Source organism: Pseudomonas sp. PSE1(2024), assembly GCF_050990555.1.
GTDB classification, from domain to species: Bacteria; Pseudomonadota; Gammaproteobacteria; order Pseudomonadales; family Pseudomonadaceae; genus Aquipseudomonas; species Aquipseudomonas aphyarum.
Genome location: NZ_CP158967.1, coordinates 1,996,156 through 2,010,515, shown reverse-complemented (window position 1 = coordinate 2,010,515; position 14,360 = coordinate 1,996,156). Strand labels below are relative to the sequence as shown.

Annotated in this window: 11 protein-coding genes; 8 read left to right on the top strand and 3 right to left on the bottom strand. The window is 61.1% G+C overall.

What is annotated here, in order from left to right:
• The first annotated feature begins 31 nt into the window (after window positions 1–31).
• From ABTV87_RS09150 to cobA, 8 genes are all read left to right on the top strand, one after another.
• Window positions 32–1,243, top strand: coding sequence for a CmpA/NrtA family ABC transporter substrate-binding protein (locus tag ABTV87_RS09150; protein ID WP_433899282.1), 1,212 nt, complete (start codon window positions 32–34; stop codon window positions 1,241–1,243).
• 15 nt (window positions 1,244–1,258) lie between these two features.
• Window positions 1,259–1,834 (top strand): ANTAR domain-containing response regulator, encoded by a 576-nt coding sequence (locus ABTV87_RS09145; RefSeq protein WP_007916390.1) that lies wholly within the window; start codon window positions 1,259–1,261, stop codon window positions 1,832–1,834.
• A gap of 355 nt (window positions 1,835–2,189) precedes the next feature.
• Entirely contained in the window at window positions 2,190–3,401 is a 1,212-nt protein-coding gene (locus tag ABTV87_RS09140) for a nitrate/nitrite transporter (RefSeq protein WP_007952035.1), read from the top strand.
• A gap of 7 nt (window positions 3,402–3,408) precedes the next feature.
• Complete coding sequence (locus ABTV87_RS09135) at window positions 3,409–5,079, top strand: bifunctional protein-serine/threonine kinase/phosphatase (protein ID WP_258713129.1); 1,671 nt, start codon at window positions 3,409–3,411, stop codon at window positions 5,077–5,079.
• Window positions 5,080–5,387: 308 nt separating this feature from the next.
• Window positions 5,388–7,841 (top strand): nitrite reductase large subunit NirB, encoded by a 2,454-nt coding sequence (gene nirB, locus ABTV87_RS09130; RefSeq protein WP_039770178.1) that lies wholly within the window; start codon window positions 5,388–5,390, stop codon window positions 7,839–7,841.
• Window positions 7,838–8,155, top strand: a complete 318-nt coding sequence (gene nirD, locus ABTV87_RS09125; protein WP_007951992.1) for a nitrite reductase small subunit NirD — start codon at window positions 7,838–7,840, stop codon at window positions 8,153–8,155. The genes nirB and nirD overlap by 4 nt, the downstream gene beginning before the upstream one ends.
• On the top strand, window positions 8,155–10,869 hold the full coding sequence (locus ABTV87_RS09120) for a nitrate reductase (RefSeq protein WP_221532974.1): 2,715 nt from the start codon (window positions 8,155–8,157) through the stop codon (window positions 10,867–10,869). The genes nirD and ABTV87_RS09120 overlap by 1 nt, the downstream gene beginning before the upstream one ends.
• Before the next feature lie 13 nt (window positions 10,870–10,882).
• Window positions 10,883–11,635, top strand: coding sequence for a uroporphyrinogen-III C-methyltransferase (gene cobA / locus ABTV87_RS09115; RefSeq protein ID WP_221532973.1), 753 nt, complete (start codon window positions 10,883–10,885; stop codon window positions 11,633–11,635).
• 75 nt (window positions 11,636–11,710) lie between these two features.
• Here the strand turns inward: cobA and ABTV87_RS09110 are convergent, their stop codons facing one another.
• The 3 genes from ABTV87_RS09110 to ABTV87_RS09100 all read right to left on the bottom strand — a co-directional run bounded on the left by ABTV87_RS09110 (window position 11,711) and on the right by ABTV87_RS09100 (window position 14,358).
• Complete coding sequence (locus ABTV87_RS09110; RefSeq protein ID WP_007951988.1) at window positions 11,711–12,745, bottom strand: OmpA family protein; 1,035 nt, start codon at window positions 12,743–12,745, stop codon at window positions 11,711–11,713.
• 107 nt (window positions 12,746–12,852) lie between these two features.
• A complete protein-coding gene (sigX, locus tag ABTV87_RS09105) occupies window positions 12,853–13,443 on the bottom strand; it encodes an RNA polymerase sigma factor SigX (protein ID WP_011333251.1) in 591 nt (196 codons plus the stop codon).
• Window positions 13,444–13,533: 90 nt separating this feature from the next.
• On the bottom strand, window positions 13,534–14,358 hold the full coding sequence (locus tag ABTV87_RS09100; protein WP_007951987.1) for a mechanosensitive ion channel family protein: 825 nt from the start codon (window positions 14,356–14,358) through the stop codon (window positions 13,534–13,536).
• Between the last annotated feature and the right edge of the window lie 2 nt (window positions 14,359–14,360).

The following is a 14,360-nucleotide window of genomic DNA, read 5'->3' as shown; positions in this document are numbered from 1 at the left end:
CGGGACGACGTTTTTTTTGAGGGTGGCTTTCATGACTCAAACCTCCGCCGGGCCGCTGGCCTGGGTCAACGGCAGCGATGCCCCGGAAAAAAGCGCGATCAACCTCGGTTTCATGGCCCTGAGCGACTGCGCCTCGCTGGTGGTCGCCGCCACTCAAGGCTTTGCTCAGCCTTACGGGTTGACCCTGAATCTCAAGCGCCAGAGTTCCTGGGCCAACCTGCGGGACAATCTGGTCAGCGGCGAACTCGATGCTGCCCACAGCCTTTACGGTCTGATCTACGCGGTGCACCTGAGCATCGGTGGTGTCGCGCCGACCGACATGGCGGTGCTGATGGGCCTGAATCAGAACGGTCAGAGCCTGAACCTGTCCCACGGTTTGCAAGGCCTGGGCGTGACCGGTCCTGAAGCGCTGCACCACCATGTGCACCAAACCCGCGCAAAACTGACCTTCGCCCAGACCTTCCCGACCGGCACCCATGCCATGTGGCTGTATTACTGGCTGGCGAGCCAGGGCATCCATCCGTTGCAGGATGTCGACAGCGTGGTGGTGCCGCCGCCGCAAATGGTCGCGCACTTGCAGGCCGGACGCATCGATGGCCTCTGCGTTGGCGAGCCGTGGGCGGCCAGCGCCGTGCAGCAGGATCTCGGTTTCACGCTGGCCACCAGCCAGACCATCTGGCCCGATCACCCGGAAAAAGTCCTCGGCTGCACTCGCGCCTTCGTCGAGCAGTACCCCAACACCGCCCGCGCGCTGGTGATGGCGATCCTCGAAGCCAGCCGTTTCATCGAAGAAAGCCCGGAAAACCGCCGCAGCACCGCGCAGTTGCTGAGCGCCCCGGAATACCTCGACGCCCCGGTTTCCTGCATCGAACCACGCTTTCTCGGCGACTACGACGATGGCCTCGGCAACCGTTGGCAGGACCCGCACGCCCTGCGCTTTCACGGCGATGGCGCGGTGAACCTGCCGTATCTCTCGGATGGCATGTGGTTCATGACTCAGTTTCGCCGTTGGGGTTTGCTGCGCGATGACCCGGATTACCTCGCCGTCGCCCGTCAGGTGCAGCAACTGGAGATCTATCGCGACGCGGCGACTGCTGTGGGCGTCGCGGCCTGGGGCAAGGACATGCGCAGCAGCCAGTTGATCGACGGCAAAATCTGGGACGGCAGCGACCCGGCCGCCTATGCCCGGAGCTTCAAGCTCCACGCGCTGAGCGACAGCGCGCCCCTTCTCGCCCACCGCTGACAGGAGACCGCGAACATGCTGCGCATTCTGCTGATCAACGACACCGCAAAAAAAGTCGGACGCCTGAAAGCTGCGCTGACCGAGGCCGGTTTCGAGGTGATCGACGAGTCGGGCCTGACCATCGACCTGCCGGCGCGCGTCGAAACGGTGCGTCCGGACGTGATCCTGATCGATACCGAGTCACCGAGCCGCGATGTGATGGAGCAAGTGGTGCTGGTCAGCCGCGACCAGCCGCGGCCGATCGTGATGTTCACCGACGAGCACGATCCCGGCGTAATGCGTCAGGCGATCAAGTCCGGGGTCAGTGCCTACATCGTCGAGGGCATTCACGCACAACGCTTGCAGCCGATTCTCGACGTGGCCATGGCCCGCTTCGAAAGCGACCAGGCCCTGCGCGCCCAGCTACAGGCCCGCGACCAGCAACTGGCCGAGCGCAAGCGCATCGAACTGGCCAAGGGTTTGTTGATGAAAATGAAGGACTGCAACGAAGAAGAGGCCTACACCCTGATGCGCCGCCAGGCCATGAGCCGCCAGCAGAAACTGATTCAGGTGGCGGAACAGATCATTGCCATGAGCGAGTTGCTTGGCTGAAGCCCTGCCCTGCCTTGATCGTTCCCACGCTCCGCGTGGGAATGCAGCCATGGACGCTCCGCGTCCGCTTCAGAGCATGACGCAGAGCGTCACCGAATGCGTTCCCACGCAGAGCATGGGAACGAGCCACATCGATGTGGCACAAATCTCGCTAAGCAATCCCCACAGGTAACCAACGGCGGTTGCCCCACCTACGACAAAGACGTCGCTCACCTTCTTCGCCCCTTTCGGCGATCCGGGTAGCGGCGTTTTTGCGTTTTGGCCCCACAGCCCGGGGCCGGTGGTGCGGCCGTGGTGGCGCCCCACTGTGCTGGTTCTGACTCCTTCTCGAGATTCTCTACAGCTGAGGTGCGCGATGAATAAAAGCTTCTGGAAATCCGGCCACACCCCGACCCTGTTCGCGGCCTTCCTGTATTTCGACCTGAGCTTCATGGTCTGGTACCTGCTCGGCCCGCTGGCGGTGCAGATTGCCGCCGACCTGCACCTGACCACCCAGCAGCGCGGTCTCGTGGTGGCCACGCCGATTCTGGCCGGCGCGGTACTGCGTTTTGCGATGGGCATGCTCGCCGATCGCCTGTCGCCGAAGACCGCCGGGCTGATCGGCCAGGTGATCGTGATCTGCGCACTGTTCGGTGCCTGGAAACTCGGCATCCACAGTTACGAACAGGCCCTGCTGCTCGGTCTGTTCCTCGGCATGGCCGGCGCCTCGTTCGCCGTGGCCCTGCCCTTGGCCTCGCAGTGGTATCCACCGGAGCATCAGGGCAAGGCGATGGGCATCGCCGGGGCCGGCAACTCCGGGACCGTGTTCGCGGCACTGATCGCCCCGGTACTCGCGGCGGCGTTTGGCTGGAGCAATGTATTCGGTTTCGCCCTGATTCCGCTGATCCTGACGCTGGTGCTGTTCGCCTGGCTGGCGAAAAATGCGCCGGAGCGGCCGAAAGCCAAATCCATGGCCGACTACTTCAAGGCCCTGGGCGACCGTGACAGCTGGTGGTTCATGTTTTTCTACAGCGTGACCTTCGGCGGCTTCATCGGCCTGGCCAGCGCCCTGCCCGGTTACTTCAACGATCAATACGGCCTGAGCCCGGTGACCGCCGGTTATTACACCGCGGCCTGCGTGTTCGGCGGCAGCCTGATGCGTCCACTGGGCGGCGCGCTGGCTGATCGTTTCGGTGGGATTCGCACGCTTTTGGCGATGTACACGGTGGCCGCAGTTTGTATCGCAGCGGTCGGCTTCAACCTGCCAAGTTCCTACGCGGCACTGGCACTTTTCGTCTGCACCATGCTCGGTCTCGGCGCGGGTAATGGCGCGGTGTTCCAACTGGTGCCGCAACGTTTCCGTCGCGAGATCGGTGTGATGACTGGCCTGATTGGGATGGCCGGCGGCATCGGCGGTTTTGCCCTGGCGGCCGGCATGGGCGCGATCAAACAGAGCACCGGCAGCTATCAACTGGCGCTTTGGCTGTTCGCCAGCCTTGGCGTGTTGGCGTGGTTCGGTCTGCACGGGGTCAAACGTCGCTGGAGAACCACCTGGGGTTCGGCGGCCGTGACCGCTGCCCGGGTCTGAGGCCCGAATGGCTCTGCAACTGAGCTTCGCCGAAGCCAGCGCCACCGGCCCCCGCGCGGAAAACCAGGACGCTTTGCGCCTGGTGACCCCGGCCCCGGCGCTGGCTGCCAGCAAGGGGTTTCTGTTCGCCATCGCCGACGGCGTCAGCCAGTGTGCCGATGGCGGGCTGGCCGCGCGTTCGACCTTGCAGGCGCTGGCACTGGACTACTACGCCACCCCGGAAACCTGGAGCGTGGCCCAGGCCCTCGATCGTCTGTTGCTCGCGCAAAACCGCTGGTTGCAGGCCAACGGTGGCGGTCAGCCGCTGCTCACCACGGTCAGTGCGCTGGTCCTGCGCGGCCGGCGGTTTACCTTGGCGCATGTCGGTGATTGCCGGGTCTATCGCTGGCATGCCGAGAACTTGCAGCGGATCAGCGAGGATCACGTCTGGGACCAACCGGGCATGCAGCATGTGCTCAAGCGGGCATTGGGGCTGGATCAGCATCTGGTGCTGGACTTTCTTGATGGCGAACTGCGTGACGGCGAATGTTTCGTGCTGCTCAGTGATGGCGTGTGGGCGGCGCTCGGCGATACCACCATCGCCGGAATTCTGCGCGATCAGCCGGATCTGCACAGTGCCGCGCAAACGCTGGTCAACGCCGCGCATCTGGCCGGCAGCCAGGACAACGCCAGCGCGCTGTTGGTGCGAGTGGATGCTGTCGGCGAGGCCAGCCTTGGCGATGCACTGATTCATTTGCAGCAGTGGCCGCTGCCCCCGCCGTTGAAACCGGGTCAGGCATTCGAAGGCTGGCAGGTGCAAGGGATCGTCGGTCAGAGCCAGCAATCATTGCTGTATCGCGTGCTCGATGGTCAGGGCCAGACCTGGCTGTTGAAGACTTTGCCTGCACAACTGGCAGACGATGCCCAGGCCGGTCAGGCCTTGCTGGCGGAGGAATGGTTTCTCAAACGCGTCGCCGGGCGGCACTTCCCTGAAGTCCATAGCGCCGGCCAGCGTCAGCATTTGTACTACGTGATGCGTGAATACTCGGGGACGACCCTGGCTCAGTTGTTCGAGCAAAGCGGCCCGCTGCCACTGGCTCAGTGGCAGGATCTGGCCGAACGCCTGCTGCGGGCTGTCGGCCTGTTGCATCGACGGCAGATCCTGCACCGCGACATCAAACCGGAAAATTTGCACCTGGGGGACGACGGCGAGTTGCGTCTGCTGGATTTCGGTCTGGCGTATTGCCCCGGTCTGTCGCAGGACGCACCGTCAACCTTGCCAGGGACCCCGAGCTACATCGCGCCGGAAGCCTTTCAGGGTGAAGCACCCAGCGCACAACAGGATCTGTATGCGGTGGGCGTGACTTTGTATTTTTTGCTCACCGGGCATTTTCCCTACGGCGAGATCGAAGCCTTCCAGCGCCCGCGTTTCGGGGTGCCGGTGAGTGCCGGTCGCTATCGCCCGGATCTGCCGGAGTGGCTGGCGCAGTGTCTGGAGCGCGGTGTGGCGACCGATCCTTTGCAACGCTATGAAACCGCCGAGGAATGGTTGCTGATTCTGGAGCAAGGTGAGCGCCGCAGCCTGAGTGTGCGCCCTCGCCCCTTGCTGGAACGTGAGCCGCTGAAGGTCTGGCGGACACTGGCGTTACTGGCACTGCTGGGCAATCTGGTCCTGCTGTTTCTGCTGTTTCATGGCTGATGCGGCGCTCCATTAACGGGCGTGCCGCTTCCATTCAGTGCAAAAACCACAACGAACATCGGCCAATTCCAGCTTTACCCCAGTGAATTCGCGGCCCGCCGCGACTTGGCACAACCACTGCATTAACGTTTTCAACTGACATAAAGCCCGACCTTCAACGACGAAGGCCAGGCTTCCCGAGAGAACGGGACAAGGACAAAGGCGTCCTCGCTAGGTAACTGGCGGGACGCCTTTTTTGTTTGCGCCATTTTTGTCGAGCAAGGCCTGACTGCCCACAAGAGGCAAGCCCGATGCTCCCGGAGAACCTGATGAAAAAACTCAAACTGGTGATGATCGGCAATGGCATGGCCGGGGTCCGCACCCTGGAAGAACTGCTCAAGCTGAGCAACGAGCTGTACGACATCACGGTCTTCGGCGCCGAACCGCACACCAACTACAACCGCATCCTGTTGTCGCCGGTACTGGCCGGCGAACAGACCTTCGAAGAAATCGTGCTCAACGACCTCGACTGGTACCTGGAAAACAACATCAAACTGCTGCTCAACCGCAAAGTGGTGGAGATCGACCGGGTCAAGCGTCGGGTGATCGCCGAAGACGGTACCGAAGCTGAATACGATCGCCTGCTGATCGCCACCGGCTCGACCCCGTTCATCCTGCCGATCCCCGGCAACACCTTGCAGGGTGTGATCGGCTACCGCGACATCGCCGACACCCAGGCGATGATCGACACCGCAAAAACCCACAAGCACGCCGTGGTGATCGGCGGCGGCCTGCTCGGCCTCGAAGCGGCCAACGGCCTGATGCTGCGCGGCATGCACGTCACCGTGGTGCACCTCGGTGAATGGCTGCTGGAGCGGCAACTGGACAAGACCAGCGGCCAGCTCCTGCAAACCGCCCTCGAGTCCCGTGGCCTGCACTTTCGCCTGTGCGAACAGACCCACGCCCTGCACGACGCCGGCAACGGTCGCGTCGGCTCGGTGCAATTCAAGAACGGCGACATCATCCCTGCCGATCTGGTGGTCATGGCCGCCGGCATCCGCCCCAATACCGAACTCGCGGAAAAGGCCGGCATCCCGTGCAATCGCGGGATTCTGGTCAACGACACCCTGCAAACCTACGACCCGCGCATCTATGCCATCGGCGAGTGCGCGAGCCACCGTGGCATCGCCTACGGCCTTGTCGCGCCGCTGTTCGAACAGGCCAAGGTCTGTGCCAATCACCTGGCTCAACTGGGTTTCGCCCGCTATCAGGGCTCGGTGACGTCGACCAAATTGAAAGTCACCGGCATCGACCTGTTTTCCGCCGGCGACTTCATGGGCGGCGAAGGCACCGAGACCATCACCCTCTCCGACCCGATCGGCGGGGTGTACAAAAAACTGGTGATCAAGGATGACGTGCTGGTCGGCGCTTGTCTGTACGGCGATACGGCAGATGGCGGTTGGTATTTCCGGCAGATTCGTGAGAATCACGCCATCGGCGAGATCCGCGATCACTTGATGTTTGGCGAAAACGCCTTGGGCGATGTAGGACATCAAGGCCAGGACAAAGCCATGAGCATGGCCGACAACGCCGAAGTCTGCGGCTGCAACGGCGTGTGCAAGGGCACCATCGTCAAGGCGATTCAGGAACACGGCCTGTTCAGCGTCGACGAAGTGAAGAAACACACCAAGGCCGCCAGCTCCTGCGGCTCCTGCGCCGGACTGGTCGAGCAGATCCTGATCAACACCGTTGGCGGTGCAGCCGACGTCAAACCGAAAAGCGAAAAAGCCATCTGCGGTTGCAGCGACCTCAACCATGGCCAGATCCGCCAGGCGATTCGCGAACAGCATCTGCTGACCATCGCCGGCACCATGAGCTACCTCAACTGGCGCACCCCGAACGGCTGCGCTACCTGCCGCCCGGCCCTAAACTACTACCTGATTTCCACTTGGCCCGGCGAGGCCAAGGACGATCCGCAGTCGCGCCTGATCAACGAACGGGCCCACGCCAACATTCAGAAGGACGGCACCTATTCGGTGGTGCCACGGATGTGGGGCGGCGTGACCAACCCGTCGGAACTGCGGCGGATCGCCGACGTGGCGGACAAATATCAGGTGCCGATGGTCAAGGTCACCGGCGGCCAGCGCATCGACTTGCTGGGGATCAAGAAACAGGACCTGCCCGGTGTGTGGAAAGACCTCGACATGCCATCCGGCCACGCCTACGGCAAATCGATCCGCACCGTGAAAACCTGCGTCGGCAGCGAGTTCTGCCGCTTCGGCACGCAGAATTCGACCCAGTTGGGCATCGACCTCGAACATGACCTGTTCAACATGTGGTCGCCGCACAAAGTGAAGCTGGCGGTCTCCGGATGCCCACGCAACTGCTCGGAAGCGGGGATCAAGGACGTAGGAATCATCGGCGTCGATTCCGGCTGGGAGATGTACATCGGTGGCAACGGCGGGATCAAGACCGAAGTCGCCGAGTTCTTCGTCAAGCTCAAGACCGCCGAGGAAGTGCGCGAATACAACGGCGCGTTCCTGCAGCTGTACCGCGAAGAAGCCTTCTACCTCGAACGCACCGTGCACTACCTGCAACGGGTCGGCATGGAGCACATCAAGAAAGCCGTGCTGGAAGATCCCGAACGCCGCAAGGCCCTGAACGAGCGCCTGCAATTCTCCCTGTCGTTCGAACAGGACCCTTGGAAAGAGCGCCTCGCCCAGCCGCAACTGAAAAAAGAATTCGACGTGATCCCCGTGAAAAACCTGGAGGTGCCGGCATGAACTGGCTCGATATCTGTGCCCTGGAAGAGATCAACGCCCTCGGTTCGCGGATCATCGCCGGGCCCAAAGGTGACATCGCGATCTTTCGCACAAGCGACGACGAGGTTTTCGCACTCGATGACCGCTGCCCGCACAAGGGTGGCCCATTGTCCCAAGGCCTGATCTACGGCAAACGTGTCGCCTGCCCGTTGCACAACTGGCAGATCGACCTGCAATCCGGCGAAGCGCAGGCACCGGACGTCGGTTGCGCGCACCATCACCCGGCCCGGGTCGAGAACGGCCGCGTGCAACTGGCCCTGCGGGACGCCGTCTGATGAACCGCCAGACGACCGCCTCGACCTGCTGTTATTGCGGGGTCGGCTGCGGCGTGCTGATCGAGCATGACGGCGAGCGCATTCTCGGCGTCAGTGGCGATCCGGCGCATCCGGCCAACTTCGGCAAACTGTGCAGCAAAGGCTCGACCCTGCACCTGACCGGCGACCTGGCGGCCCGGGCGTTGTACCCGGAATTGCGCCTGGGCAAAGGCCTGGCGCGCAGTCGCTGCGACTGGAGCACCGCGCTGGATCACGCCACCAACGTGTTCGCCGATACCATCGCCGAACACGGCCCGGATAGCGTGGCGTTCTATATCTCCGGGCAGTTGCTGACCGAGGATTACTACGCCTTCAACAAACTGGCGCGGGCGCTGGTCGGCACCAATAACATCGACAGCAATTCGCGGCTGTGCATGTCTTCGGCGGTGGTGGGTTACAAACGCAGCCTCGGCGCCGACGCACCACCGTGCAACTACGAAGACCTGGAGTTGAGCGATTGCGTGGTGATCGTCGGCAGTAACATGGCCTACGCACATCCGGTACTTTTTCGCCGTCTCGAAGAAGCCAAATCTCACCGCCCGCAGATGAAAGTCGTCGTTATCGATCCACGGCGCACCGACACCTGCGATCTGGCGGACCTGCACCTGGCGATACTGCCGGGCACCGATGTCGCTTTGTTCCATGGGATTTTGCATCTGCTGTTGTGGGAAGACTGGATCGACCGCGACTTCATCAAGGCCCACACCGAAGGCCTCGCCGAGCTGAAAAGCCTGGTGCGCGATTACACCCCGGCGATGGTTTCGCAGCTGTGCGGGATCAGCGTCGAGCAGTTGCAGCAATGCGCCGAATGGATCGGCACCGCGCCGAGTTTTCTGTCGCTGTGGTGCATGGGCCTGAACCAGTCAACCGCCGGCAGCGCGAAGAACAGCGCGCTGATCAATCTGCACCTGGCCACCGGGCAAATCGGCCGGCCGGGTGCAGGACCTTTCTCCCTGACCGGTCAGCCGAATGCCATGGGCGGGCGCGAAACCGGCAGCCTTTCCAATCTGTTGCCCGGTCACCGTGAAGTCGCCAATCCAGAGCACCGCGCTGAAGTGGCGGCGTATTGGGGTGTGGATAAACTGCCGGAAAATACCGGTCTCAGCGCCATCGAACTGTTTGAACAGGTGCGCAACGGCAAGATCAAGGCGTTGTGGATTGCCTGCACCAACCCCGCACAATCGATGCCGGACCAGAACGCCGTCCGCGCCGCGCTGGAAGCCTGTCCGTTCGTGGTGTTGCAGGAAGCGTTTCGCACCACCGAAACCGCAGCGTTTGCCGATCTGCTGCTGCCGGCGGCCAGTTGGGGCGAGAAGGAAGGCTCGGTAACCAACTCCGAACGGCGGATTTCCCACGTCCGCCAGGCCATTGCCGCACCGGGTGAAGCACGACCGGACTGGGCGATCACCGTAGATTTCGCACAACGCCTGGAGAAGCGTCTGCGCCCGCAGCAGCCGGGGCTGTTTGCGTTCGAACAACCGGCGCAGCTGTTTGACGAGTACAAACAACTGACCCGTGGCCGCGATCTGGATTTGTCCGGGATCAGCCATGGGTTGATTGATGAACTGGGGCCACAACAATGGCCCTTTCCCGCTGGTGCCCGCCAAGGTACAGCCCGGCTGTATGGCGACGGAATCTTTCCTACACCGAACGGGCGCGCGCAGTTCGTTGCCGATCCCTATCGCGCCGCCAAAGAACAACGCGACGCGCGTTTTCCCCTGACCCTGATCACCGGTCGCCTGCGTGATCAATGGCACGGTATGAGCCGCACCGGCACGGCGGCGCAGTTATTCGGTCATGTCAGCGAAGCAGTGTTGAGTCTGCATCCTGACGAGTTGCGGCGTCACCGCTTGCAGCCGGGGGATCTGGTGAATCTGAAAAGTCGTCGAGGCGCAGTGATCGTGGCGGTCGCCAGCGATGACAGCGTGCGTCCGGGCCAGGCGTTCCTGCCGATGCACTGGGGCGATCGTTTCCTCAAGGGCGGCGTGAACAGCCTGACCCTGCCCGCCTTCGATCCTTTGTCGAAACAGCCGGAACTCAAGCACAGCGGTGTGCGGCTAGAACCGGTGGATTTGCCATGGCAACTGTTCGCACTGATCGAGGGCGATGTTCAACGGCATTTCGAGGCGCTTCGACCGCTCTGTGAGGCGTTTTCCTACGCAAGTTTCAGCCTTGTCGGACGTGAACGGCCTGCGCTGCTGATACGCGCAGCCAGCGCCGTGGCGCCGGAGCCGCAATTGCTGCGTGAAATCGACCAGTGCCTGGCCCTGATCGACGGGCCGGTGCTGGCTTATGACGATCCTCGCCGCGCCATCGGCAAACGGGTACGGATTGAAAACGGACGAATCACCGCGATCCGTCTGGCCGGTGAAACCCTTGCCCAACACTGGTTGCAAGGCCTGTGGCTGGAGGGTCGTGCCGACGAACAACTGCGGCGCTGGCTGCTGGCACCGATGAGTGCGCCGCCGGGCAATGCAGGTGCGCAGGTTGTGGCGGACAAAACCCTGTGCAACTGCAAGAACGTCGGCCACAGCGCGGTTTGCGCCGGTATTCGTGAAGGTCTTGATCTACAGGGTTTGAAAAACAAGTTGGGGTGCGGCACGCAATGCGGTTCCTGCGTCCCGGAAATCAAGCGTTTGCTGGCCGCCGAAGTGCGTCCGGTTGCCGTCATCTGAAGAGGAAAACACCATGAACGCGAAAGTCTGGCTGGTGGGCGCGGGCCCCGGTGATCCTGAATTGCTGACGCTCAAAGCGGCGCGTGCCTTGCGCGAGGCCGAGGTGGTGCTGATCGACGATCTGGTCAATGAGGCGGTACTTGAGCACTGCCCTGCTGCGCGGATTATCGCGGTCGGCAAACGCGGCGGCTGCCGCTCGACGCCCCAGGCGTTCATCCATCGGCTGATGCTGCGTTATGCCCGTCAGGGTAAATGCGTGGTGCGGCTCAAGGGTGGCGATCCGTGCATTTTCGGGCGTGGGGGTGAGGAAGCGCAGTGGTTGCGCGAGCGCGGGGTCGAGGTGGAATTGGTCAATGGCATCACCGCCGGACTGGCCGGCGCGACCCAGTGTGATATTCCACTGACGTTGCGCGGCGTGGCCCGAGGCGTGACGCTAGTCACGGCTCATACCCAGGACGATAGCCAGTTGAACTGGCGGGCGCTGGCGCAAGGCGGGACGACGCTGGTGATTTACATGGGGGTGGCGAAGCTCGGCGAGATTCGCGAGCAACTGCTGGCGGGCGGCATGGCGGCGAATACGCCGGTGGCGATGATCGAGAATGCTTCATTGCCAGAACAACGCGAATGTCGCAGCAATCTGACAGCGATGGAAGACGATGCCCTTGGTTTCCAGCTCAAAAGCCCTGCGATTCTGGTCATAGGTGCCGTCGCAGCGGCTGCGTCCCAGGTCGATTCGATTCACTGGCCAGCCGACCGATTGGCCTGAAAATCCCCGATTTCACCAAATCGCAGGCAAAGAAAAGCCCGGCCTAAGCCGGGCTTTTCTCGGAGCGGCAGCTAATTACTTAGCTTGAGCTTCAACCTGCGCTTCTACGCGACGGTTAACAGCACGGCCAGCGTCAGTTTTGTTGTCAGCAACTGGGCGGGTTTCGCCGTAGCCAACAGACTGAACGCGGGACGATTCAACACCGTACTGGTTGGTCAGAACTTGCTTAACGGCGTTTGCACGACGCTCGGACAGTTTCTGGTTGTAAGCGTCAGGACCGACGTTGTCAGTGTGACCTTCAACAGTAGTGGTGGTGGATGGGTACTGCTTCATGAAGTCAGCCAGGTTCTTGATGTCGCCGTAGCTGTTTGGCTTCACAACCGACTTGTCGAAGTCGAACTTGACGTCCAGCTCAACACGAACAACTTCAGCAACTGCAGGGCAGCCATCAGCGTCAACAGTTACGTTGGCTGGGGTGTCCGGGCACTTGTCAACGTTGTCGCAAACGCCGTCGTTGTCGCTGTCGGAGCAGACTTCAGCTGGTGCTGGAACTGGAGCAGCAGCAGGCTTGGAGCCGCCACCGAAGTTCACACCGATACCGACGCTAGGAGCCCACTCGGTGTCGCCCTGGTCGATGTTGTACTGAGCTTCAACGCCAGCACGGGCGTAGAAGTTGTCGGTGAAGTACAGCTTGGCACCAGCGCCCAGGTTGGCGAAGGTGGAACGGTTACGACCGTTCGAGCCGTTCTGGTCGATGCTCTGGTCGGAGAAACCGGCCGAGACGTATGGACGCAGCATGTCGCCTGGGTTGTTGAAGTGGTACAGAGCGTCCAGAGCGGTGTTAGCGCCTTTGACGTTCTTGCCATCGTCGGCACGCACGTTGTGCACTTCGTCGTAGCCCAGACGCAGTTCAACGTCGTCGGTCAGGAAGTAACCGATCGAACCGCCGAACAGGTTGCCGTTGTTCTTGAAGTTACGAGCGCTGTCGAATTGTTCTTTCTTTGCGAAGCCTTCGATTTCAACTGCGCCTTGGCCTTGTGCCAGAGCGCCGAAAGAAGTGGCGGCAATCAAAGAACCAATGGCCAAGCCCAAGGTGTTTTTCAGTTTCATCCGTTAAATCCCCATCTGGTGATTGTGAAGCAGTCCCGCAAACCGGGGGACAACTCGGCGGCAAGTCTATCAGAACTTGCCTACACGTAAGAGATATTTGCGCCGAACTAAGTTTCAGCAATGCCTGCAAATTTCTCACGCAATTTATCAAGAGCGCGTTTGTAACGCATTTTTGTCGCACTCAAACCCATGTGCATGATGTCTGCGATCTCCTGAAATTCCAGCTCTGCGACAAATCGTAGCACCAGAATTTCCCGGTCAATCGGGTTCACATACACCAGCCAGCGATCCAGTCCGCCCTTCTCCTCGGGTTTCGGCGCCTTTTCTTCGGACGCTTCCTCGAGGGGGTCAAGACTCAGTGCGTCCATCAAGCGACGCTTTCGCCGTTCCTTCCGATACTGCGTGATGCATTCGTTGTAAGTGATGCTATATAGCCACGTCTTGAACTTCGATTTCCCCTCGAAGTTCTTCAGGCCGTACAGCACCTTCAACATCACTTCCTGACAGACATCGTCTGCGTCGCGATCGTTCCCAAGATATCGCGCACAAACGTTAAATAATGTGCGCTGGTAACGCCGCATCAATTCTTCATACGCGCGCGTCACGTGAAAAAGCTCGGTATGCGAGCGCGCGACCAACTCCTCATCAGAGAGCTCGCGGGGGTCGTAGCGCGTGGATAGCGTTTGGGCTTTATTCAAAACAAGTCGTGCCGACAGTCAGGTCAATGTCCACCGCAGCCAGCGACAGCTGGCATTTTGCGGCGGCATACATTAGCAGGGTTTGCCGGGTTAGCGGCTACTCACATGCTGCTCCAGCAGGATCCGATTGGAGAGAGAGACTAGCTCACCCTCATCGGTCAGCAATGTGGTCTTAACCGTGCCGATCTCTTCGATCTGGCCTTCGACCTCGCCAATACGCACTTGTTGCCCAACCTGATACAACTCACGCACATAGATTCCCGCAAGAATCTGACCGGCAATTTCCCGGCTTCCCAAACCCATGGCCAGCGCAACCGCCAGACCAACGGTAATCAATACGATGACGATCACATGGTTCAGCAGGTCGGTCTTGACCTCCAACTGACTGATCGCGACCGAAATGCTGATGATGATCACCAGGCCCTGGGCAATTCGCCCAAGTCCTGAAGCGTAGTCCAGGCCTACGCCTTCTGCCGCCCCGCGAACCAGGCCATTGGCCAGTTGTGCGAGCAGCACACCCACCAACAACACCAGCGCGGCACCGAACACTTTCGGCAAATACAGCGCAAGCATGTCAAGCGTAGCTGAAACTCGCTCAAGTCCAAGGGATTCTGCTGCCGAAACCAGGAAAATCAGCAGAACGAACCAGTAGACGATCTTGCCGATCAGGGTCGAGATCGGTACTTGCAGCCCCGCACGGGACATCAATTTGGTCAGGCCGGTGCCGCCCATCAGGCGATCGAGGCCCAGTTTCGCCAGCAGTTTGGACAGCAAGGTGTCCAGCAGCTTGGCCACGACAAAACCCAACAGCAGCACAACCAGTGCGCCGAACAGGTTCGGAATGAAGTTAGCGACTTTGGTCCACAACGCAGTCATTGCAGTGACGAGGCTCTGAGTCCAGAGATCAAGTTCCATAT